This is a genomic window from Stakelama flava, assembly GCF_019351405.1.
GTDB classification, from domain to species: domain Bacteria; phylum Pseudomonadota; class Alphaproteobacteria; order Sphingomonadales; family Sphingomonadaceae; genus Sphingomonas; species Sphingomonas flava_A.
The window spans coordinates 16,710-37,807 of sequence record NZ_JAHWZX010000019.1 but is presented as its reverse complement, the minus strand read 5'-3'; the positions used below and the strand labels follow the sequence as shown (position 1 = coordinate 37,807).

Genomic DNA, 21,098 nt, shown 5'->3' with positions numbered 1-21,098 from the left:
GCGCGGGAGCGTCTGCCGGATCGCTGCCAGGCGGTCGGCGAAGTCTTTTTAAAAACGGCGATATCGTCCGGCTTCTGACCACGATGGCGCGGCCGGGCCGAGAGCTTGCGATAACCGAGCGCGCGAAGCTCGCGGCTGAGCGTATGGCGGGCAACCGACAGGCCGAACTCGTCCCAAACCCATTGCGCCAGATCGACCAGGCGCCAGCGCACGACGCCGTGCGCAGCGGGGATCGGACCCGCTTCGACCTGCTCGGCGAGTTGGGTGCGCTGTTCCTCGTTCAGGATCGAGGCCCGCCCCGGTGCCTTGCGGGTCGCCAGACCGTCTGGGCCTTCGGCGTTGAAGCGGATGACCCAGACGGTCTGCAGCGTCACCCCGGCGAGCCTGGCCGCATCGCTCCGGCGGCCGCCGTCCAGGATCGCCGCGATCGCCAGCAATCGGCGTACCTGATCGCCATCACCACAGCGCCGCGCCATCAGGCGCAACTTAGCCGCCGGAATATCCCTTCGAACCTCGATCGCCGCTGCCATCGCGAGCCTCCTTCCGCTCGCGGCAGTGAATCAGATCAGCAGCCAGAAGGGAATCCCGAACCATGAGTCTGGGTTCGCGCGCCTTGGTATTAGCCATCCATACCGGCCTCCTTCACCAGCACGGATACTGCATCACCCCTCAGCCCAGAGGGGAATCCCCAGCGATTCACTTCGTGCGGAAACCGCTTGTCTTATGACATTGCCGTCCGTTTGGGTCATGCTGGATTGCCCGGACCGGGGTGGCCACCCCGGTCCGGGCGGAAGGGGGCGGATCGCGAAACCGCCGGTCGTTCAGGGACCGAGTTAGAGTATGATCGCCCCTTTCTTTTCCTTCAGGCCCGAACGGATACCGGGGTTTTGGACCCGGATGACAAGCATGGGACAGCGGAAAAGATGAGCGACAATCTACCACAGACGATCGGCATCGACATCTCCAAAGCGAGCCTCGACTGCCATGTTCATCCGGTTGGCGCCGAGCGGCAGTTTGCCAACACCATCAAGGGGCACAAGGCGCTGATCGCCTGGTTGCGACAATGGCCGGTCGAGCGGATCGCCTATGAGGCAACCGCAACCTACCATCGGGCGCTGGAGGCGGCGCTGGCCGACTGGCTATCCGAGGCGGACGCGCCAACGTGTGGCAAGCCCTCTACATGCCGGCCCTCGTGGCCGCCCGATACAACCCTGCCCTCAAGGCCAAGTATCAGCAGCTCGTCGCAGCCGGGAAGCCAGCCAAGATCGCCATCACCGCCCTCATGCGCAAGCTCCTCGTCACGGCAAACGCCTTGCTCAAAGCCGATCGATGCTGGACGCAATGTCCAGCTTGATCATCACGGATACTCTAAAGGGGCCTTCCGGCCTTAACCCATTCGCGCTTGGCCGCAGCGACTTGAACCATGGGGAAGGCCTTAATGTCGTCGTCAGGAGCGCCGCGCGCCATCTCGCGCTCCCAGTACCATTCCTGGAAAGTCAAACAGGGAGAACGTCAGGTCACGCAGCCGAACCGGTGGCGTTCAAGGGCAAAGGTAGAGGGACCGCACTTGTATTACGAAATTCGCTTACTGCAAATGAAGTAGACACTTCAACAATCTTAACTTTGCTCGTCAATAGCTTATAGAAAATTTCAAAACCTTCAATGTTAGGAAGTAATACCTTTATAATATAATCCACACTTCCCGATAGTCTATAAAATTCTATCACTTGTGGTATGCTTAAAACTGCCTTCTTGAAGGTTTCGTTCCACTCTTCGGAATGTTCAGCTGCCTTTATATTAACAAAGGCGATCAAGTTAAAACCCATTGATCGAGCGTTTATAAGGGTCACGCGGCCCTTAATTACTCCCTTATCCTCGAACGACTTTATTCTTTTCCAGCAGGCGTTGGTGGAGAGACCAACCTTGTCGGCAATATCCTTGATGGTCGTATTCGCATCTCTCTGAAGGGTCGACAGAATCTTGATATCGATCGTATCGAAATCGTGCATTGGTTCCTCACGCTAGCTCGGCGTTTGTTGGCACGGCGACGAGCGAGGCGCCATCGTGTCGCATGTCTCTATTCCAAAACTAGAGACCCCTGCGTCCTTTGAAAATCCCGAATTGCGCGCGACCCTGGCGTTTCAAATAGCTCATGCAATTCGCCATAAATATATAAATGGCGAACAAAAACTCTTGAAAACTTAGTTTTCATGGTACAACAATCTCTATCAGACGCTTTCGTCTGATATCGGCCTAGGCCGTTTCCGAAGTCGGTGAAGCGCGGGGTGTCCATTTGCAGCACGCAGTGCTGCGAATGTGCGCTGTGACGAACGGTCCAGCGCTGGTGAGTGGTCGATTTCGCGGGCGCGGAGGCTTCAAGGTTAAACTGCGGACGAGATCGATAATTGGGGAAGGAATGAACGATGAAGTGGGGAGCTTCTTGTGTAGTCCTGGCGCTGGAGTTGGTTTGCGCGGAGCAGGCTTCGGCACAGACCGTTACTCGGTACAATTTCGACATACCCAATTCGGTACGTGCTGCGGCAATCCAGGCGATCGCGCATGCGGCAGGAGCGAGCGTGTCTTTCGCCCAGCCGGGAAACAAATCCTTACACGAAGTCATCAAGCCGATACGAGGCAAGCTGACCCTCGCCCAAGCGCTTAGTCAGGCATTGGCCGGCAGCGAATGGTACGTCGAATCCGCCGGTAATGGTCAGGTTCGGATCGCAAGATCTGGCGGCGACGCCTCAGACATTATCGTCACTGGGCAGCGCGACCAGCTGCGCAAGGAAGATTCGAACCTTCTCACCCGATCCGACACCCCGCTGAAGAACACACCCGGCACGATCGTGTCAGTAACGCAGGAAGTCCTCGCATCGCAGAACGTTACCTCTCTTAGCGAAGCGATCCGTAACCTTCCCGGTGTGACCTATACACCGGGTCCGCCAAGCCAGATTGGCTCGCGAGGCGCAACAACCTTGGGTGCATCCTTTACCAGTGGGCTGCGCAACTCGGCAGTCGGTGGAGACGCGCCGACGATCGACGTAGAGTCGATCGAGGTGCTCAAGGGGCCCTCCTCTGTCTTGACGGGAACGGCGGTCGCCGGCGGCTTGGTCAACTTCAACCCAAAGCGCGCGCTCGGCGTCAGTCCCGCAGAATTCGACTTCGCCGTCGGTAGCGACAAGTATATTCGCGGGTCGGTGGACGTGGGCGGCGCTATTTCTTCTGACAATCGCCTAAATTGGAGATTTGTCGGTCTGTCCGAATATGCGGATCATCAGGACAACGGAGGCAATGCGCCGCACTCCTATGTCGCCGATGCGATCTTCGGCTATCGCGATCATGGCTGGAAAATTGACGCGAGTTCGCAATTCTATGACACGCGGATAGTCTACGGCCGATTGTATTACGACGACCTGACGACCAACACCGTCAAACCCGTGACCGCTTTTTCCAACGACGACAATTATTACCGGACCAAATCGCTTTCGCAGAACTTGAGCCTAGAGCGCGATCTGACGTCCTCGAAGAAATTCACGCTCCGCCTTCGGTCTCGACTACGATATCAATATGCCGAGCAGACTCTTCAAAATCAGCTGTACCAAGGCACATATAATATTGGCCTGCCGCAAATTCAGGAGCTTGTGACCGGCAATAGCAGCTTTTCGAAAAACAAGCAGTTCAGTTCGTCGACTGATATCTACGCGAAACTCGCGACCGGACAATTGACGCAGCAATTTATCGTCGCGTTCGATTACGCGTGGCAAAATGCCAACCAGTTGGCGCGATCCTACAGTGCCTTCGTTCCTTCGCAGCCGGCCACGCTTGAACCGCTTCCTGACGACAATACGTATGGCCGCAGTACCCTCCACGCGACTCGGAAGGACTATGGCGTTGTCGTGCAGGATCAGATTGCCTGGGGCGCGTTCCACGCCCTTCTAAGTCTGCGGCAGTCTTGGTTCGACCTGACGAGCCGCCAGCAATTTATCTACACGCCTAATATCTACAATAACAACGCGGATCAGCGTATCAGTAAACTGCTACCGACGGGTGGCGCGGTGTATGAACTGACCGACTGGGCATCTATTTATTACACCTATCAGAAGGCAATCACGCCCCCGCAACTCAACATACAGACCTATCCCGGCAACCCGTTTCCGCCCAGTATCAGCACGGGACATGAAGCGGGCGTCAAGATGGAGTTGTTCGGTGGCCGTATCTCGCTGACAGGGGACTATTTTCGCAAGTCAAACAACAATCTTCCGCTCGTCGACCCTGCTCACGCGGGCTTCTACATCGCAGGCCCAGGTCAGAAGTCCGAAGGCTTCGAGATCAATCAGAGCGGCAAGATCACACCGACGTTATTTTTGCAGAGTGGTTTCGCCTACACGGTGTCGAGGGATTCCAAGCCGCTAATCTCGGCGCCGCGTTACCAAGCCAACGCGTGGATTTTGAAGAATTTCAAGCTTGGCGACGGGCAGATCGATTTGGGTTTTGGTGGCAACTACCAGGATGGCACCAATCTCGTTCTGACCAACTACAGCACCGGCGTTACGACATATCCCAAATTCCCGCAGAAGTACCTCCGGTTCGACGCCGCGATCGGCTACAAGAACGGTCCGTATAAGCTCAACCTGACGGTCAACAATTTGTTCGACCGCTTCAACATCTATACGCCGTTGGTCGCCACGAACCTTTATCAGGGCGTAGGACGCGAGTTTCGCCTCGTATTCACGACGGCATTGCCCCGGTGAGGTAGATAGTGGCAGCAAGCGTATCCGATATCGGCGCCGACAGCGTCGTTGATACCGAATGTCCCCCAGAGACCGATCGTCGAGGTGTCTGGGGCGACGTCGGCTACATTTTCCACCTGATTGCGTTTCACATCAGGCGGGACGCGGTGCCTGCGTTACTGCTTTGGGTGGTCGTGTTGGGCGCAGGCGCGGTCGGATCATTCGTGCAATTGCGATATATCCGGGAACTGGCAAACGTCACCAACGGCCTTGTTGCGAGTGATCGCTCTTTGGTGGTTGCCGCGCTTGCTGCGGCATTGGCTTTCATCGTGCTGACCGCCGTGCACCACGGCTTGCAAACGGTTTTTAACTATACCTTTCGCATCCGTATGAGGACGGTGCTGACCAGCGATTTACTTGGCCGGTGGCTCGGCGGCAGCAGCTTCTATCGTCCATCGCAAGGTGCAACCTTGGATCACCCGGAGCAGCGGGTGCAGGAGGACGTTTACAACTTCTGTCAGTATCTCGTCCAGCTGGTCCCAAGTCTTGTCACCGCTGTCACCTCCTTTTACCTCTATTCCGATCAACTTTGGCTGTTGTCGACGCCGTTGCCAATTCCAGTGCTTGGCATTGGGCAGATCGTACTACCCAAGGGGCTTTATGTTCTCGCGCTGGTCACCGCGGTCGTGGCGACGACCAGTGCCCACCTGATCGGTCGTATCTACACGCGCCTGGATGTGGTGCGGCAGCGGATCGAGGCAGGCTTCCGCCACGATCTCGGCCAGGCTCGCGAATTTGCCGAGCAAATCGTGCTCGGCGGCGGGCAGGCGATCGAAGAATCCCGCGCGCGACACGATTATGCGCTCATCCAACGCAACTGGAAGCCATATACGGGTGCGGCCGCATCACTTGAGACGGTACGCGTCCTGATCACGTTGCTGGTAACGATCATCCCGACCTTTATTCTCTTTCCGCTAGTATTGGCGGGCAAGATGCAAGTCGGCGATCTGACCATCGCCGGGGTGGCGTTCGGCGCCGTATATCAGGCGTTCGGCAGCGTCTCGACCAACTATCCGACATTCGCGCTGCTGCGATCGGCCTCGCAGCGTATTCGGATGATGGACGCTTCCCTGTCTTATCGGCAGCCCTCCGGGTTCGTACACGTCGCCGCCGATGGACCGACTTTCTCGGCGCATGATCTGAACGTGGAATCGGTGACGGGCGATACGCTGTTCAAGCTTGGAAATCTCACGATCCGCCCTCGCGAACGCTGGCTGGTGCGCGGCATGTCCGGAGCGGGCAAGAGCACCTTCTTCCGTGTCATGGCGGGGCTGTGGCCTTTTGGATCGGGGACGGTGGAACATCCGTCCGGCGAGATGAGAGTGATGTTCCTGCCGCAGACGCCATATCTGCCAAACGGTACACTGGCGGAACTGCTGAGCTATCCGGACGCTCGCGGCGCCTTCAGCGAGGCGGATTATCGCAAGGTGTTGTCGGATGTGCGGCTGGAACGGTTGGTCGGCGACATCAACGAAGCGCGCGCATGGGCGAAGCGACTCTCGCCGGGCGAGCAGCAGCGCGTGGTGTTCGCGCGCGCACTGCTCCAGAAACCGGATTTCCTGTTCCTCGACGAAGCGACCAGTTCGCTCGATCCTTTGACTGAAGCGGCGATGTTCGAGGTTCTCGCCAAACGAACGCCGGAAGTTGCGCTGGTCACCATCGCGCATACCGATCGCTTGTCGGACCATCACACACATCAGTTGCAGATCGACGACGGGCTGGCCGTCGCCACACGGCTGCAAACAGGAAGTCAGGTTCCTTTGAATCCCAATGACGGGAAAAGACATGATTGAGCAAGAGACAGCTGAGCCCCCCGCAATCGATGAAGACGTGGCGCTTTTCCTCGACGGTTCAAACCCCGCGGCGTTGATCGGCTGGGCGGAAGCGCAAGGCATCGAGGCGGGCGCTGTTCTGCTGGCAAGCGAATTGGCCAGAATGTCCGAGGCGGGCCAAGTGCCCTTCGTCGCCGCGTTCATCGCCGAGCGTCGCAGCAGTCGAGACATTGCGTTGCGCTGGATGCTGTGGCTGTGGAGCGACGCCGAGGCGCCGGTCTGTGCACGCTTCACGGACACGGCCGATCGGGAGGCGGCCGAGCTGATCATCGACATGCACCGGCGCGTACTTGCCGGGGAGACGATCGAGGCTGGCGAATGGCGAGCGGCGCGCCGGCGCTTCATGGCGGCGATATCACCCAGCGCGCTCACGGCAGCGGTCGACACGATCGTGTCGTCGATGTGGGCGATGCAGACCACGCCAGGCGCTATCGCCGACGCGGCCCGAAGCTGGATCAAGCAAACGGCGGAAGTCGACGCACTGGCACCGGCAGACTGGACCGCCGCCGAGCACGACCGGGTCACCACGATCTGGGATGAGTACGGGATCGAGCAGGCTCGTCACAACCGGAGGCTCCGTGACGAATCCGACGAAGCCTACTCTGCCCGGATGCAGGAATACACGCGCGACCATCCTCTCAACCTCACGGCTGAGGACTGGTCGCACTGGAATGCCTGGCAGGATCATTATCGGCGCTTGACGGCGCTGCGCACCGCGGAACTGCGGCGTGGGCTGCTGAGGATTATCGCAAGCTAAGTCTGGGGTTTCCCCCTCCGAACGCGATTTTCGGGTCGGATACAATCACTATCAAAGCAAGGGCATTACCATGGCGAACATCGAAAAGATTACTGACGCGAACTTCTCGGAGAAGGTTCTTGGGGCCGATCGCCCGGTTCTGGTGGACTTCACTGCCGCTTGGTGTGGTCCCTGCAAGGCGATGGCGCCCGCAGTCGAGGATATCGCCCGGGAATATGACGGCGAAGCCACAGTCTATCTGATGGATATCGACGAGAGCCCGGACACGCGCCACGGCCAGGGGATCATGGGCGTGCCGACGTTTATGATATTCAATCATGGGGAAATGATCGAACGCTTCAGCGGAAGCATGAGCCGTTCGAAGCTGGCTGCGGCGCTGGAGGCCGTGGTGGCGGACGCCGGATGAGCCAGAACCGGAGCAGCCTGCTCGCGTTGATCGACAATGCCGAGCGAAGCGGGAAGGCGGATTCGGCCTTGCCCTTCTACGCCACTCCCGCGTCGGAGATCGCGGCCTTCGCGTCGCAACACGCGCTCGACATCAGCTTTGTCTACCTCGTCATGACGTTCGCCACCGGCGACACCGCTGTCTGGCGCCGGATGATCGAGGCCCTTCCCGAGGATGCCGATACGCGTCTGGTGACCGTCCGTTGGATTTCCTGGCTTTGGGACGATCCCGAGATCGGCTTTCGAGCCAGAATTCAGGATTCGGTTATGCGGGCCAATGGCGATGCCATCTGTGCCCTTCACCACCGGGCAATTCGGGGCGAACCGGTCGCGCGCAGCGCGTGGCGGCAGGCGCGGGCGAAGCTGCTGCCTTCCGGTGACAGTGACGCGGTAGAAGCGGCGGCGGCCGAAGGAATTGCTGCGGCCGCATGGGATCTGGATCGTTCGCCGGGTGTGGCGACCGACATGATCTATCCGTGGAAAGCGATCTTGTTCGCAGAGATTGGCCGAGACCTGGAATGGGATACCTCGAAGCAGAAAGCAGCGGACGAACGTCGCAATCATATGGTCGCAGCCGCCAGAGCCCATGCGGAGGCGGCGGTCGAAAAGGCCCGGAAGCTTGGCGAGCTATCGTCGGAGCAACTGGAGAACGTTGCAACCAGCCCGCTATATCAGAACGCCTATAATCAGGGTGCTAACGACTTCCTGACGCAGTTTCCGTCGGAACTGGATCGATACGGCGACCGTACGCGCGTCGCGGTTGCTGATCTTTACCGGCAAGGCCGGGAAGGTCTTTTGCAGCAAATAGAGTCGCTGTCGGCAGCGCCGGTATCAACCGCCACCTGACATTGTCATGATCGTAGTTTTTTCGACCGCCGCATGCGCCGCCGTCGCTCAGGCAGGGCGCGGTGCCCTGGGGATTTCCAATCGGGACAAGGGTCTTGCAAGGCACTGAAAAGGGGTATCTGCTGAACAGCCGGGGTGATCTGTCGCAGATCGCGCGGAATGCCGCCAACCGGGCATTGGCTTTGGGTGCGCAGGAAGTCGTTGCCTCGGCCACCGAGATGGCGGGCATCGTCATGCGCGCCCGGCGCGGTGTGTTTGAAAACGCGGTGCGCGAGGGCGCGCAATTCGTGACAATCCGGGTGTTCCACCGCGGCCGGATGGGCACCGCGACTACCGCTGCGCTGGACCCTGATGCGATCGACCTTACGGCTGGGCGGGCGATCGCGATCGCGCAGACAGTCGAGTCTGATCCCGACGCCGCTCCTGCTGACGACGAATGGTTGGCGCGCTCGGCACCTGAAATCGAGATGTTCGTGCCATCCGGCCTGTCCGCGCAGGACCTCGGTCGGATTGCGCTTGAAATCGAGGCGGGATGTATCGCGGAGGGTGAAGATGCCGTTCGTGTTGGCGAGGCGGGGGCTGCCAGCGTCGATGCATGCTCGGCGATCGCGATCGGCCGCGACTTCGATCGATCACTGATCGGGTCGCGCCACGACCTTTGGTGCACCGCTCTTGGCGAGCGCGATGGTATGATGGCGCAGGACAGCTGGTCCAGCACCGACCGGCGCCTGTCGCAGCTCCAGTCGGCCGCATTGGTCGGCGCGACAGCGGCGGATCGGGCGCGGCGTAAACTCGGTGGGCGGGCGCTGACGACGCGGACCTGCCCGGTGCTTTTCGACGCCACCGTTGCCGCCAGCCTGGTTCATGAGATCGTCCGCGCGCTTGGCGGTCATGCTCAGGTGCGGGGGGCGACGTTCCTCGGCGGCGGAATCGACAGTCAGGCATTGGCCGACCACATCGATTTGCTGGAGGATCCGTTCGAACCGTTTGGCCTCGCCAGCGGGGCCTGTGACGGCGAGGGCGTCGTCAGTCTCCGTCGGCGCGTCATCGCGGGCGGACGGGTGCAGGGATATTTTCTTTCCTGCCTCTATGCCCGCAAGCTGGGTCTTGTCCCGACGGGCAACGCGGACGGACCGCGCAATCTTCATTTCACCAGCCGAGATCGCGCCGAACCACTGGACGCGATGCTACGACGAATGGGCCGCGGGCTATGGCTGACCGAGCTGATCGGTGGTGCCGTCGATCCCGTCTCCGGTGCTTATTCCAAAGCGGCCGCCGGGTTCTGGATCGAGGATGGTGAAGTGGCATTCCCGGTGCAGGATATCACCATTGCCGGGGACCTCCCCGTCATGCTGCGACAGATCGTTGCGATCGGCAGCGACGTCCATCGCAACGGTGCCGTGCGGACCGGATCGGTTCTGATCGAACGGATGCGCGTGTCGGGCCGCTGAAGGCAAGATGGAGGAAAACAGGATGTCGCTCGAAGACTCGCTTTCGCAAGCGAACGCGCTGGCCATTGCCGAACGACAATTGCTGGCGCCATCTGACCTGACCCGAACGTCGCTCGACGTCGCTCTTGATCGATTGCTCGGCAACGGCGCGACATATGCCGACCTGTATTTCCAGGCCGGGCAGTCCGAAACGTGGAGCCTGGAGGACGGCAGGGTCGCTGCCGGCAATTTCGCTATCTCACAGGGCGTTGGGGCGCGGGCGGTGATCAGCGATCAGACCGCTTTTGCCTATTCGAGCGCGATGACCCCCGACGCGATCGATACGGCCACCGGGGCGGTGCGCAGTATGCTTCTGCACGGTGACGAAGCCCGCCGGGCGGGCGGGGTCAGGATCGAAGCCGATCCTGCGCGGCCGCTTCTCTACACGGTCGACAATCCGTTGGAGGGGATGAGCGCGGCGGAAAAAATTTGCCTTCTGCAAGAGGTCGACCGCCGCTGCCGCGAGGCTGACTCGCGTATCGTGCAGGTATCGGCGCAGCTCCAGGCCTCACACACCTGCGTCTTGGTTGCGGGAAGCGACGGTTGCATCGCTGGCGATGTACGGCCGCTGGTGCAGTTGATCGTTACTGTCGTCGCACAGGCCGGTTCAAAGCGGGCCATGGGCAATGGGGTCGAAGGGGGCCGGATCACCCTCGCAGGCTTTTATGGCGAACGGCTTGACCGCGTCGTCAGTACCGCCGTCCGCATTGCGCTGATCAATCTCGACGCTCGGCCTGCCCCGTCGGGGGTCATGTCGGTCGTCCTGGGCAACGGCTTTCCCGGCGTGCTTCTTCACGAAGCTGTCGGCCACGGGCTGGAAGCGGACGCGCATCGCAAGCGGACCTCGGTTTTCGCCGATCGGATGGGGTCATCCATTGCGGCGAAGGGTGTCACCGTGATCGATGACGGGACGATCCCCGAACACCGCGGCTCGTTGAACGTCGATGACGAGGGCGTACCGAGTGCGCGAAACCTTCTTATCGAAGACGGCCGTCTTGTCGGTCTGATGCAGGACCGCACCAGTGCTGCGATCATGGGCGCGACGCCGTCGGGAAACGGGCGGCGGCAAAGCTACGCGCACTTGCCGATGCCACGCATGACCAACACCTATCTCGCTGCCGGCGAGGCGGACCCCGCGGACATCGTTCGGTCGGTGCAAAAAGGTATCTATGCGCCGCAGTTCGGTGGCGGGACCGTCGACATCACCAGCGGCCAGTTCAATTTTTCCGCCACCGAGGCTTATTTGATCGAGGAAGGCCGGATCACCGCCCCGATCCACGGTGCCACATTGATCGGCATGGGGCACGAGGCCCTAGCGCACGTCTCAATGGTCGGCAACGATCTGCGCCTCGCGGATGGCGTATGCGGCAAGGACGGCCAGACAGTACCCGTCTGCGTCGGCCAGCCCACGTTGCGTATCGACGAGATGGTCGTTGGGGGCACGGCCTGAGATGCCGGATCAGTTCAATTCCATCGACGACAAACTTGCCGTCGTCTCTGCAAAAACCAAGGCAAGTAGCCAGGGCTGTTTATCTCAAGCGTTCCATTTCTTCACAACAACAGCCGTGGCGACGCCGGTTTTCCCCTTCACTCATAGGTGTGTCCATGAATTCGCTGCTCGATCCACTATCCTTGCCTGATTTCCCCTCGCTGACGCCGCGAGCGATTGAGGCTGCGCTCGACGAGGGAATAGCGGCACATCAGGCAGTGATAGCCGATCTTATCGCCCGGCGTCCTGAGAATTTCGCCGATCTCTGGCTTCCCTACGAGCGCGCCGAAACCATGCTAGACGCTTTATGGTCGGGCGTCAGTCATCTGCAGGCGGTCGCCGACACGCCCGAGTTGCGGGCCGCCTATGTCGCCGGGGAAGAGCGACTGGTAGCGAACAGAATGGCGGTCAGTCAGAGCCGCGAACTCTATGACCTTTTCGCGGCGCTCGTCGCGACGCCGGGCTTCGCCGATCTGCCGACGAACGACCGCGTGGCGGTGGAGCGCGCCATACGCAACTTCATGCTCTCCGGCGTTGCGCTGGACGCTGAAGCGAAAGAAAGCTTCGGTGCGATCTCGGTCGAACTCTCTTCACGCATGACCGCATTCGGCAGCGCGGTACTCGACGCGACCGACGCGTGGTTTGCTCACATCACCGATGAAGCCGAATTGGTCGGCATCCCGGCGGCCGACAAGGCGATGTTCGCGCGCGCCGCAGCCTCGCGCTCCCTGCCTGGTTGGGCGGTGACGCTTCAGCAGCCGAGCGTCAACGCGGTGCTGACCTTCGCCGAAAATCGCGACCTTCGCGCCCGCGTCTATCAAGCCTACGGCACCCGCGCATCCGACCAGGGACCCCATGCCGGCCAGTTCGATAACTCGGCGCGGATCGCACGTATCCTCGAATTACGGCATGAAGCAGCTGCCCTGCTCGGCTTTACCGATCCCGTCGCTTTGTCGCTGGCGACGAAGATGGCAACCGATGCCGAGGAGGTCCTCGCCTTCCTGCGGGATATTGCCCGTCGCGCGAAGCTTTCAGCCGAGCGCGAACTCGCCGAATTGCGCGAGTTCGCCGCAGATGCGCTTGGCATCATGGACCTGGAGCCCTGGGATCTCGCGTTTGCGTCGAACCGTTTGCGCGCTGACCGCTACGCGATCGATGAACAGCGGGTGCGCGCCTACTTCCCGGTCGAAAAAGTGCTGGCCGGGTGGAAACGTCTGTTGAACGATCTGTTCGGTATCCGGCTTCGCCTTCGTGATGACGTGCCGCTCTATCATCCCGACGCCCATTATTATGACGTGGCTGACGACGATGGCGTTGTGATCGCCGGCCTCTACGTCGACCTTCATGCGCGCGAGGGCAAGCGCGGCGGCGCGTGGATGGATCAGGCTCGCTCGCGACTCGCCGACGGCAATGCGGTGGGGCTTCCCGTCGCCTATCTCGTTTGCAATTTCGCGCCGACCGGCGGCGAAACGCCATCGCTTCTCAGCCATAAGGACGTGATCACGCTGCTGCATGAGACAGGTCATGCGCTGCATCTGCTGCTGACGCGGGTCGACCGTCCCTCGATCGCAGGCACCAGCGGATTTGAATGGGACGCAATCGAACTGCCGAGCCAGTTGATGGAGGACTTCGCGTGGGATCGCGCGATCCTCAAAGGAATGTCTGGTCATCACGATACCGGAGAGAAACTGCCGGATTCCCTGTTCGATCGCATGGTCGCCGCGCGCAATTTCCAGTCGGCTATGCTCCTCATGCGCCAGATCGAATTCTCTCTGTTCGACATCCTGCTGCATCTCGGCACGTTGGGCAGCGATCCGATTGAAGTTATCGAGGCCGTGCGCGACGAAGTTGCCGTGGTTCGCCCTCCTGCATGGCATCGCTTTCCTCACGCCTTCAATCATATCTTCGCCGGCGCCTATGCTGGCGGATTTTACAGTTATCTCTGGGCCGAAGTACTTGCCGCCGACGGGTTCCAGCGTTTCGTGGAGGCTGGCCTGATCGATCGTGCGACGGGTGACGCGCTGCGCGCCGAAATCTTTTCGCGCGGTGCCTCCCGGCCCGCTGCCGAAAGTTTTCGGGCGTTTCGCGGTCGTGAGCCCGACCCCGCGGTGATGCTGCGCCGGCGGGGTCTGGTGGACGAGGTGGCGGCATGAACAACGCTGCCGTCGAGACGTGGCGCGCCGACGCTGTCCGTCGCATCGAGGCCGATTTCAACCGCTCGGCCGACACGCACCTCATCCGCATGGATTTACCGCGCCACCCCGGCATTGTTTTATCTCAAGGATGAAAGCAGCCACCCTACCGGCAGTCTCAAGCATCGTCTGGCGCGCTCATTGTTTCTCTACGCGTTGTGCAATGCCTGGATCGGTCCGGAGACTTGCGTCATCGAGGCGTTGTCGGGGTCGACTGCGGTAAGCGAGGCCTATTTCGCGAAAATGCTGGGCCTGCGTTTCATTGCAGTGGTCCCGGCGGCGACGGCCGCGCCCAAGCTCGACGCCACCATATCCATGCGGTCGAGGTTCCCCGCACGGTCTACGACGAGGCGCACCGGCTGGCCGCCGAGGCGGGCGGCCATTATCTCGATCAGTTCACCTATCCCGAGCGCACGCGAATCCGAAGATCGAGATGATCTGGAACGCGCAGGTCGCCGAGGTTCTGGGCGACGGTCGGGTCGTTATCGAGTTGGCGCTGCGTGATACGGTCCAGGGCACGCAGAAGGCGCTCACGGTCGATGAACTGTTCGGCGCCATCGGCCATCATCCGGCGGAAGTTTTGGCCGGTCATCTTCGCATGGATGACGAGGGCTATATCCTTGTCGAGCCGGTTCGGTTCGGACCAGCGTGGAAGGCATCTTCGCCGCCGGCGACGTGCAGGATCGCGTCTTCAGGCAAGCCGTCATTGCCGCCGAAATGGGCTGTATGGCCGCACTCGAAGCCGAACGATTTCTCGCTGCGCACAATTCTGACGCAACCGCCGCCCTCGATGATAACGAAAAACAGTCGGACATCGCTTAGGCTCAGGACCTATTAAATCGCTTGCATGAAGGTCTCGGCTGATTCACTTGCGGCGTCGAGGAGGCGTTGCCGATGTCCGAACCATGGTTGCTGAGCGAGGCGCAGATGCGCCGGATAGAGCCATACTTTCCCTTGTCGCACGGCATCCCGCGGGTCGACGACCGGCGGATCGTGAGCGGCATCATCTTCGTGATTCGCAACCGTCTGCGCTGGCGCGATGCACCGCCGGCCTACGGGCCGCACAAGACGATCTACAACCGCTTCATCCGCTGGAGCCGTCTGGGCGTGTTCAACCGCATCTTCGCCGAACTGGCAGCGAAGGGCGGCAAGCCCGACCGACTGATGATCGATGCGACCCATCTGAAGGCCCATCGCACCGCCGCCATCGTCACCTACTGGCTCCCACAATGAGTCCTGACCCTAATCCACAGCTGTGGTGGGCTCTGTTCGGACGATCAGAGTACCGCCCGCAACCAGCTGCTGATGGATGAGGCGAAAATCGCGCAGTGGCTGGCCGTTGAAGGATGCACTCACGACCCGCCCGTCAGCGGGGCCGGAGCGTTTGATAGTTAGCGCTCGTCCCGGCGCAATCTGAACGCGCGCATGGCGGAAGGCCGGCGTCGTCACGACATACCAGGGCTCGCCCGGCACCAGCGGATACAGCCCGAGCGAGGCGAAGACATACCAGGATGTCATCGCCCCCGCATCATCGTCCATGCCGTCGGCAAAGCCTTCGGGCGAGAGCGCGAAGCTGGGGCCGATAAAAGGCTGGGTGCGTTTGCGGCTGTTGACATAAGGATGTGCGATCGGCTGTGTCAGGATCGTGCGGACCAGATCCGCCGTCGGTTGCGGACGACCAAGGGTGGCGAAGAACCAAGGCACCTGTATATCCGGCTCATTCGTCATGTTGAACAGATTGGCGTCGAAGAAATGATTGAGCTGGGCAAGCATCTTGTCGCGCCCCAGCGTCGCCTCGATCCAGGGCAAGTCGAATACCGGCGCCCAGCGATATTGCCACAGCGTCCCCTGATACAGGCCATGCGCCTTCACCACATCGGCATCGGCGCCCAGCGGTTCGAACACCCGGCGCCACATCGCGCGATAGCCATGCGCCCGGTCGAGAAAGCGCGCTGCAAGATCAGTATCGCCCAGATCGCCCGCCAGCTGCCCCGTCGCCCAATCGTCATAAGCCGCCTCGATCTGCTGGTCAGGGGTGCTGCGTTCCAGCCGATCGCTATCGGCGATCATGCCGCGCAGCGCCGCCTGCGCATCGAAACCGTCAATCCCCTTTCGGCGCATATCGAGCAGTGCGATTCCGGCATGTTCGGTGCGCACCGTGATAAAGGGTTCGTGCGCGCTCGCCCATTGCGGCTTGCCCGCAGCGTACAGCGCGACGAGCGAGCGGGCGATATCGGCGCTGCATTCGGGCTGAAGTAGTGCCAGAAGCGGCAATTGGGTGCGGTAATTGTCCCATAGCGACCAGCTGGCATAGCGGGTCGTTCCCGGCGCCGACTTCGCTATCCGCCCGTCGCTTTCGCGGTGACGGCGGTCGGGATCGTCAATCGCGACCGGTGTGGCAAAGACGCGAAACAGCGAGGTATAGAATAAGGCACGCTGCTGCCAGGGACCCGCGACCGCCACGCGCCCCAGCGCTTCATTCCACGCATCGCGCGCAGCCGCGGCGACGCTATCGAACGAACGGTCGCCCAGTTCGGCGTCGCGCACCAGCGCCGCGCCGTCGCTATCGACGCTCGACAGGCCGGTGCGGACCTCGATCACATCGCCCGCCGCGACGGTGATCGGCAGTGCCATTACGCCTGCACCCTGCGCCGTCAGCGCTCCATCAAGCGGATGACCGTTGCGGGTGACGCGGCTCGCCGTGTAAATCGTATAGATGCCCTGATCGCACACCGTGCCTGCGCTGAGCTGAGCGCGCACATCGTTCGCACCGCTCGTCAGCCAGCGAGTGGCGTGACGGGTGGTATAGCTATGCCCGCCATCGATGCGCAGCAGGACCTGCCCGGCCTTGGGGACAGTGAAGCGCAGCAATCCAGCGCCGCGCGTCGCGGTCATCTCCGCCGCGATATCGTCGCCATAGCGGACCGAATATCGACCTGCCCGCGCGCGCTGACTCGCCTCCAGGATTGGGGCTGCGGCGGGCGCTCCGGCATAATCGAGTGAGATCATCAGATCGCCGCCCGCCCCGCCGCATCCCACGCCGATCGCGCGGGTGTGGGAAAAACCGAGCAGAACAGGTGCGCTGAACGCATAGCCATTATGGTTGTGCGGTTCGGTATCCGGGCCGAGCTGGACCATGCCGAACGGCACATTCGCCGCCGGCGTCAATTGTCCCGAATCGCCCATCGTGCCAACAAAGGGATCGACCAGATCGGCGGGGGGCGCCGCCGGTCCGACCGGGGCGGGCTGGACCGAAGACAGGGCGGCAAGCGCAAGCAGGGCAGTGATCATCGTCAGGGGTCTAGCGTATCACGCGGATCCTGTCGCAGCGATAGTGAAGAAGGTTTTGAATTCAAGGTCATAAGGTGAAAGCCGCCGGCCGATAGCCGAGTTCGCGCGCATTGCGTTCGGTAAAGGCGGGGCTTTCGATATAAGCGCTTTGTTCGCGATCGGTGACGATCCGCGCATCACTGTCCAGCGGAATGGCGAGATCATCGAAGCGCCGGGTGGCGTTGCACAAATTGGTCGTGGTGCAGCGCGTGCGGTTCCATAATGATGCGATCAGCCGGAATGCCATAGGGACCGATCAGCGCGCGGCGTATCTCGACCGCTTCGAAAAAATCGCTGCCGCGCGGATGTACTGCACTGCCCGATACGAGGATGAAAGGAGTCATGCCCTGACGGAATCGCAGCGCCGTATCTTCGGGTCCCGCTCCGGGAACGATGAGCGTGGTATAGCGCCATTTGGAACACTCCGTCTGCGCGGCAATCGTCCGGGCAGACGCATTCTGGATCGAATCCAGATCGGAAAAGGCCAGCGCTTCGTCGCGATCGGGTGTGATTTCTGATTCAGAATCGGTGCTGGTGAAGGAGGCCGGCATGGATGGCTCACACGCTTTCGATGGATTTGCGCGTCCGACTTCTTGCGACGGTTGATAGTGGGCTGAATTGCCGTGCAGCGGCGATCCGGTTTGGTGTCGCGCCTTCGACAGCGATCCGCTGGCAGGCCCAACGGCGCGAGACTGGCGACTTTGCCCCGAAGCTCCAAGGCGGCGATATGCGCTCGCGCCGGGTGGAAGAGCGTGCGTCAGACATCCTTGCTATCTGGGAGGCGCGCAATTCCCGGCGCTGCTTCAGTATGTCGGGGCGGTCTTGCTCGATTGCATGGCCAGTCTTTTTTGCGCGTCATTCCCCGACGCAATGGTTCGAAGGTCAGATCGATCTGGAGCCGGAGCGTCTCGTGTTCATCGACGAGACCTGGACCGCCACCAACATGACCCGTAGCCATGGCCGCTGTCCGAAGGGCGAGCGGCTGCGAATGGGCTTCCCGCACGGTCACCGCAAGACCACCACGCTGGTGGCGGGACTGCGCATGACAGGCATGGTCGCGCCGATGGTGCTGGACGGGCCGATCAATCCTGTCCTGAGCGACTGCCGCAGGCAGGCAGTCGAAGGGGGCGACTGGTTCGAAGCCTATGTCACCCAGGTGCTGGTACCCGAACTGTGCCCCGGCGACGTGGTCATCATGGACAACCTCTCGAGCCACAAGCGGGCATCGGTGCGCGAAAGAATCGAGGCCGCAGGCGGGGACTGTCAGTAATTTTGTGCGCGAGGCCATAAGATGGAATGGAAAGGACCATCGATATGGCAACCGACAAGGATGTGCTGGACCAGCTTCTGGCTGGGCGTGATCCGCAGGAGCTGTTTGCGAAAGACGGCCTGCCGGACGAGTTGAAGAAGGCATTGTCGGAACGGATGCTGGCAGCGGAGTTAGACGATCACTTGGGATGGGAAGCCGAGGCCGGCGCCGATAATCGACGCAACGGCAGCTCGAAGAAGACGATGCTGACCGGCACGTCGAAGGTGACGCTGGATATTCCGCGTGATCGATCGGGAACCTTCGATCCCAGGCTGATCGCCAAATACCAGCGGCGGTTCCCGGACTTCGATACGAAGATCATCTCGATGTATGCGCGCGGGATGACGGTGCGCGAGATCCGCGGACACCTCGATGAGCTTTACGGGATCGACGTATCGCCGGATCTGATCTCGACGGTGACCGACGCCGTGCTGGAGACGGTCGCCGAATGGCAAGGTCGACCGCTCGACGCCTGCTATCCGCTGCGTCGTCGGGTCGATGATCCGCCGGATCATCGCCTGATCCTCCTCCGTCTTTGACGCAATCAGGGTCAAAATCCGCGATGAGGGCTTTGTCCGCAACAAGCTTGTCCTGAGCGCCTGCCTTGGCAGGCAGTCGAAGGGGCGGTTTACATCGCGCTCGGCATATTGCCCGACGGAACGAAGGAAATCCTCGGCATCTGGATCGAGCAAACCGAGGGCGCCAATTTCTGGATGCGCGTGATGAACGAGCTCAAGAACCGGGGCGTCGCCGATATCCTGATCGCCGTCGTTGATGGTCTGAAGGGCTTCCCGGACGCTATCAACGCCGTCTTCCCAGAAACGGTCGTTCAGACTTGCATCGTGCATCTGATCAGAAACAGCATGAGCTTCGCATCCTGGAAGGACCGCAAACCGATCGCCCAGGCGCTACGCAGCGTCTACCGCGCGAAAAATGCCGATGCCGGCCTGGCGGCGCTGGAGGCTTTCGAGGAAGGTCATTGGGGACGGAAATATCCTGCTATCGCCCGGCGCACGCTCTTGGCGAGCATCACCGTGCGATACCGTCACCGATGTAGACGGCGTGCCCTCGAGGGTCGTCGTCCCATAGCCCCTGGCGAGCACGACCTTGCCGTTTTCGACGATCGCGACGCCGATCGCCGGCGTTTCGGATGCCGTGCGGATCGCCTCGACCCGCGCGTCGAAATCCTTGGGCGGATCGGCAAGCACGGGCGCGGCCGGCGGCCGACAGCGGAAGCGCGAGCAGCAGCAGTTCTTCATGACACTCTCCCTTGTTCGCGCCGGCGGCGGGTCCCCCGCTCGCTCAATCGGCGTGTACGCGGCTCATGATCGCGAGGATCGCGGCGGCCAGCAGCAGCGCGGCCATTCCGATTCCGAAGAAGACGGTTGCCGGGATGACGCCCCAATAGGCGCCCATGATGCCGGCGAGCATGCTGCCGACGAACTTCGCAAGGTACCAGGCGCCCATCAGCATCGCCGCGATCTGCACCGGCGACAGCCGCCCGATCAGCGAGAGCCCGACGGGGATCACGAACAGTTCGCCGAGCGTCAGCATCACGAAATAGCCGAGCACCCAGATCATGCTGACCGGCTGCCCGGCGCTCGCATAGGCGATCGCCCCGCCGATCATCACCGCCATCGACAGGCTCGAAATCAGGCAGCCGACGCTCATCCGCCCGAACAGCACGGCCAGGCTGTCGCCCTTGTTCCGGCGTTGCCAGTGCCGCATCAGGAACGGCGTCAGGATGATGATCAGCGCCGGGTTGATCGACTGGAACCAAGTCGCAGGCACTTCCATTCCGCCGAATAGCGAGACGGTGCGGTCGGTCTGATGCTCGACCCACAGCGCGATGACGTTGCCGCTCTGTTCATATGCGACGCGGAACAGGATGATCGTGACAATCAGCACGCCCAGGATGCGCAGGTTGCGCCAGTCGATCGCGCTCAGCACCTTCGGATCGCCCGGCGCCGAGGCGTTGGGCCGTGCGGGTTCGGGCGGCAGCAGGCTGAGATAGCGCGTATAGATGACGAGCCCGATCGCCATGCCGATCCCGGCCGCGGCGAAACCCCAGTGCCAGCCCAGCATCTCGCCGAGCGAACCGCAGATCAGCGGCGCGCTCAGCCCGCCGAGGTTGATCCCCATATAATAGGCGCTGAACCCCTGCGCCTGGCGAGGGTCGCCGTCGCGATAGAGGCTGCCGACCTGAACCGCGAGCGGCGGGATGAACAGCCCGTTGCCGATCGCCACCAGCGCAAGCGCGGGAAACAGCAGCGGCTCGAACGCCATCGCGAAATGGCCGGCCATCATCAGCGCACCGCCGGCGATCACGCTCTTGGCACGCCCCAGCCAGCGGTCGGCGATGATCCCGCCGAAAAACGGGCTCAGGAAGGCGGTCGCGCCATAGGTGCCGTAGATCAGCGACGACTTGGTCTGGCTGAACCCCAGATCACCAGTCATGTAATAGACGAGCATCGCCTGCAGGCCGAAATAGGAGAATTCGGCCCACATCTGGGTGAGGAAAAGCACCGTCAGCCCGCGCGGATGGCCGAACAGCGTGCTTCCCTCGCCGGTGGCCGAAGCCACCGGCATGTCGTCACTCAGGCGATCACCATCGGCCAT

18 protein-coding genes and 4 pseudogenes are annotated in these 21,098 nt (G+C 61.4%); 15 read left to right on the top strand and 7 right to left on the bottom strand.

Features of this window, described 5'->3' with window-relative positions; genetic code table 11:
* On the bottom strand, positions 1-530 hold a 530-nt coding region (locus KY084_RS15020), incomplete at its 3' end, for a winged helix-turn-helix domain-containing protein (RefSeq protein ID WP_219239290.1).
* A gap of 393 nt (positions 531-923) precedes the next feature.
* Here KY084_RS15020 and KY084_RS16830 point away from each other — a divergent pair.
* The gene (locus KY084_RS16830; RefSeq protein WP_219239289.1) at positions 924-1,391 is read left to right on the top strand and encodes a hypothetical protein; all 468 of its coding nucleotides are present in this window, start codon (positions 924-926) and stop codon (positions 1,389-1,391) included.
* A 126-nt stretch (positions 1,392-1,517) separates the two neighbouring features.
* Here KY084_RS16830 and KY084_RS15010 read toward each other — a convergent pair whose 3' ends face one another.
* Positions 1,518-2,009, bottom strand: coding sequence for an Lrp/AsnC family transcriptional regulator (locus tag KY084_RS15010; protein ID WP_219239288.1), 492 nt, complete (start codon positions 2,007-2,009; stop codon positions 1,518-1,520).
* A gap of 414 nt (positions 2,010-2,423) precedes the next feature.
* Here KY084_RS15010 and KY084_RS15005 point away from each other — a divergent pair, with 414 nt between their 5' ends.
* The 10 genes and pseudogenes from KY084_RS15005 to KY084_RS16820 all read left to right on the top strand — a co-directional run.
* Positions 2,424-4,751 (top strand): TonB-dependent siderophore receptor, encoded by a 2,328-nt coding sequence (locus KY084_RS15005; RefSeq protein ID WP_219239287.1) that lies wholly within the window; start codon positions 2,424-2,426, stop codon positions 4,749-4,751.
* Positions 4,752-4,759: 8 nt separating this feature from the next.
* Positions 4,760-6,583, top strand: coding sequence for an ABC transporter ATP-binding protein/permease (locus KY084_RS15000; protein ID WP_219239286.1), 1,824 nt, complete (start codon positions 4,760-4,762; stop codon positions 6,581-6,583).
* Positions 6,561-7,379: a hypothetical protein gene (locus KY084_RS14995; RefSeq protein ID WP_219239285.1), complete on the top strand. Its 819-nt coding sequence runs from the start codon at positions 6,561-6,563 to the stop codon at positions 7,377-7,379. Before KY084_RS15000 ends, KY084_RS14995 begins: the two co-directional genes overlap by 23 nt.
* A gap of 70 nt (positions 7,380-7,449) precedes the next feature.
* Positions 7,450-7,785 (top strand): thioredoxin family protein, encoded by a 336-nt coding sequence (locus tag KY084_RS14990; RefSeq protein ID WP_219239284.1) that lies wholly within the window; start codon positions 7,450-7,452, stop codon positions 7,783-7,785.
* A complete protein-coding gene (locus KY084_RS14985; protein ID WP_219239283.1) occupies positions 7,782-8,669 on the top strand; it encodes a hypothetical protein in 888 nt (295 codons plus the stop codon). Before KY084_RS14990 ends, KY084_RS14985 begins: the two co-directional genes overlap by 4 nt.
* Before the next feature lie 95 nt (positions 8,670-8,764).
* Positions 8,765-10,120, top strand: a complete 1,356-nt coding sequence (locus tag KY084_RS14980) for a TldD/PmbA family protein (RefSeq protein ID WP_219239282.1) — start codon at positions 8,765-8,767, stop codon at positions 10,118-10,120.
* 22 nt (positions 10,121-10,142) lie between these two features.
* Positions 10,143-11,609, top strand: coding sequence for a metalloprotease TldD (gene tldD / locus KY084_RS14975; RefSeq protein WP_219239281.1), 1,467 nt, complete (start codon positions 10,143-10,145; stop codon positions 11,607-11,609).
* Positions 11,522-13,801 carry a M3 family metallopeptidase gene (locus KY084_RS14970; RefSeq protein ID WP_246587230.1) on the top strand — a complete coding sequence of 760 codons (2,280 nt, stop codon included), beginning with the start codon at positions 11,522-11,524 and terminating at the stop codon, positions 13,799-13,801. The genes tldD and KY084_RS14970 overlap by 88 nt, the downstream gene beginning before the upstream one ends.
* On the top strand, positions 13,798-13,935 hold the full coding sequence (locus KY084_RS16825) for a hypothetical protein (protein ID WP_281421919.1): 138 nt from the start codon (positions 13,798-13,800) through the stop codon (positions 13,933-13,935). Before KY084_RS14970 ends, KY084_RS16825 begins: the two co-directional genes overlap by 4 nt.
* Positions 13,916-14,089, top strand: a pseudogene (locus KY084_RS16820) (pyridoxal-phosphate dependent enzyme); the annotation flags it as partial. The gene KY084_RS16825 and the pseudogene KY084_RS16820, both read left to right, overlap by 20 nt.
* A gap of 151 nt (positions 14,090-14,240) precedes the next feature.
* Here the strand turns inward: KY084_RS16820 and KY084_RS14960 are convergent.
* Entirely contained in the window at positions 14,241-14,432 is a 192-nt protein-coding gene (locus KY084_RS14960; RefSeq protein WP_219239296.1) for a hypothetical protein, read from the bottom strand.
* A gap of 56 nt (positions 14,433-14,488) precedes the next feature.
* On the opposite strand from KY084_RS14960, the gene KY084_RS14955 reads away from it, so the two are divergent.
* Positions 14,489-14,662: a hypothetical protein gene (locus KY084_RS14955; protein ID WP_219239295.1), complete on the top strand. Its 174-nt coding sequence runs from the start codon at positions 14,489-14,491 to the stop codon at positions 14,660-14,662.
* 72 nt (positions 14,663-14,734) lie between these two features.
* Positions 14,735-15,046: pseudogene (locus tag KY084_RS14950) on the top strand (transposase); the annotation flags it as partial.
* A gap of 36 nt (positions 15,047-15,082) precedes the next feature.
* Here the strand turns inward: KY084_RS14950 and KY084_RS14945 are convergent.
* The 3 genes from KY084_RS14945 to KY084_RS14935 form a co-directional block, all read right to left on the bottom strand.
* On the bottom strand, positions 15,083-17,131 hold the full coding sequence (locus tag KY084_RS14945; RefSeq protein ID WP_219239280.1) for a glycoside hydrolase domain-containing protein: 2,049 nt from the start codon (positions 17,129-17,131) through the stop codon (positions 15,083-15,085).
* Positions 17,132-17,198: 67 nt separating this feature from the next.
* Complete coding sequence (locus KY084_RS14940; RefSeq protein WP_219239279.1) at positions 17,199-17,360, bottom strand: hypothetical protein; 162 nt, start codon at positions 17,358-17,360, stop codon at positions 17,199-17,201.
* A complete protein-coding gene (locus KY084_RS14935; RefSeq protein WP_219239278.1) occupies positions 17,332-17,721 on the bottom strand; it encodes a YdcF family protein in 390 nt (129 codons plus the stop codon). The genes KY084_RS14940 and KY084_RS14935 overlap by 29 nt, the downstream gene beginning before the upstream one ends.
* A gap of 2 nt (positions 17,722-17,723) precedes the next feature.
* On the opposite strand from KY084_RS14935, the pseudogene KY084_RS14930 reads away from it, so the two are divergent.
* Both KY084_RS14930 and KY084_RS16460 read left to right on the top strand, forming a co-directional pair.
* Positions 17,724-18,425, top strand: a pseudogene (locus KY084_RS14930) (transposase); the annotation flags it as partial.
* 41 nt (positions 18,426-18,466) lie between these two features.
* Positions 18,467-19,807 (top strand): annotated as a pseudogene (locus KY084_RS16460) (IS256 family transposase).
* On the opposite strand, the gene KY084_RS14915 reads toward KY084_RS16460, so the two are convergent.
* On the bottom strand, positions 19,782-21,098 hold the full coding sequence (locus tag KY084_RS14915) for a peptide MFS transporter (RefSeq protein ID WP_219239277.1): 1,317 nt from the start codon (positions 21,096-21,098) through the stop codon (positions 19,782-19,784). The pseudogene KY084_RS16460 and the gene KY084_RS14915 overlap by 26 nt on opposite strands.

What these genes read in the sequence shown, in the direction of transcription:
- KY084_RS14935 (WP_219239278.1), bottom strand. Translation starts at nt 17,721, where the DNA reads ATGCCGGCCTCCTTCACCAGCACCGATTCTGAATCAGAAATCACACCC.
- tldD (WP_219239281.1), top strand. Translation starts at nt 10,143, where the DNA reads ATGTCGCTCGAAGACTCGCTTTCGCAAGCGAACGCGCTGGCCATTGCC.
- KY084_RS14960 (WP_219239296.1), bottom strand. Translation starts at nt 14,432, where the DNA reads ATGACCGGCCAAAACTTCCGCCGGATGATGGCCGATGGCGCCGAACAG.
- KY084_RS14995 (WP_219239285.1), top strand. Translation starts at nt 6,561, where the DNA reads ATGACGGGAAAAGACATGATTGAGCAAGAGACAGCTGAGCCCCCCGCA.
- KY084_RS14945 (WP_219239280.1), bottom strand. Translation starts at nt 17,131, where the DNA reads ATGATCACTGCCCTGCTTGCGCTTGCCGCCCTGTCTTCGGTCCAGCCC.
- KY084_RS14970 (WP_246587230.1), top strand. Translation starts at nt 11,522, where the DNA reads ATGCGGCAAGGACGGCCAGACAGTACCCGTCTGCGTCGGCCAGCCCAC.
- KY084_RS14985 (WP_219239283.1), top strand. Translation starts at nt 7,782, where the DNA reads ATGAGCCAGAACCGGAGCAGCCTGCTCGCGTTGATCGACAATGCCGAG.
- KY084_RS14990 (WP_219239284.1), top strand. Translation starts at nt 7,450, where the DNA reads ATGGCGAACATCGAAAAGATTACTGACGCGAACTTCTCGGAGAAGGTT.
- KY084_RS16825 (WP_281421919.1), top strand. Translation starts at nt 13,798, where the DNA reads ATGAACAACGCTGCCGTCGAGACGTGGCGCGCCGACGCTGTCCGTCGC.
- KY084_RS16830 (WP_219239289.1), top strand. Translation starts at nt 924, where the DNA reads ATGAGCGACAATCTACCACAGACGATCGGCATCGACATCTCCAAAGCG.
- KY084_RS15005 (WP_219239287.1), top strand. Translation starts at nt 2,424, where the DNA reads ATGAAGTGGGGAGCTTCTTGTGTAGTCCTGGCGCTGGAGTTGGTTTGC.
- KY084_RS15010 (WP_219239288.1), bottom strand. Translation starts at nt 2,009, where the DNA reads ATGCACGATTTCGATACGATCGATATCAAGATTCTGTCGACCCTTCAG.
- KY084_RS14915 (WP_219239277.1), bottom strand. Translation starts at nt 21,098, where the DNA reads ATGGCCGATGGTGATCGCCTGAGTGACGACATGCCGGTGGCTTCGGCC.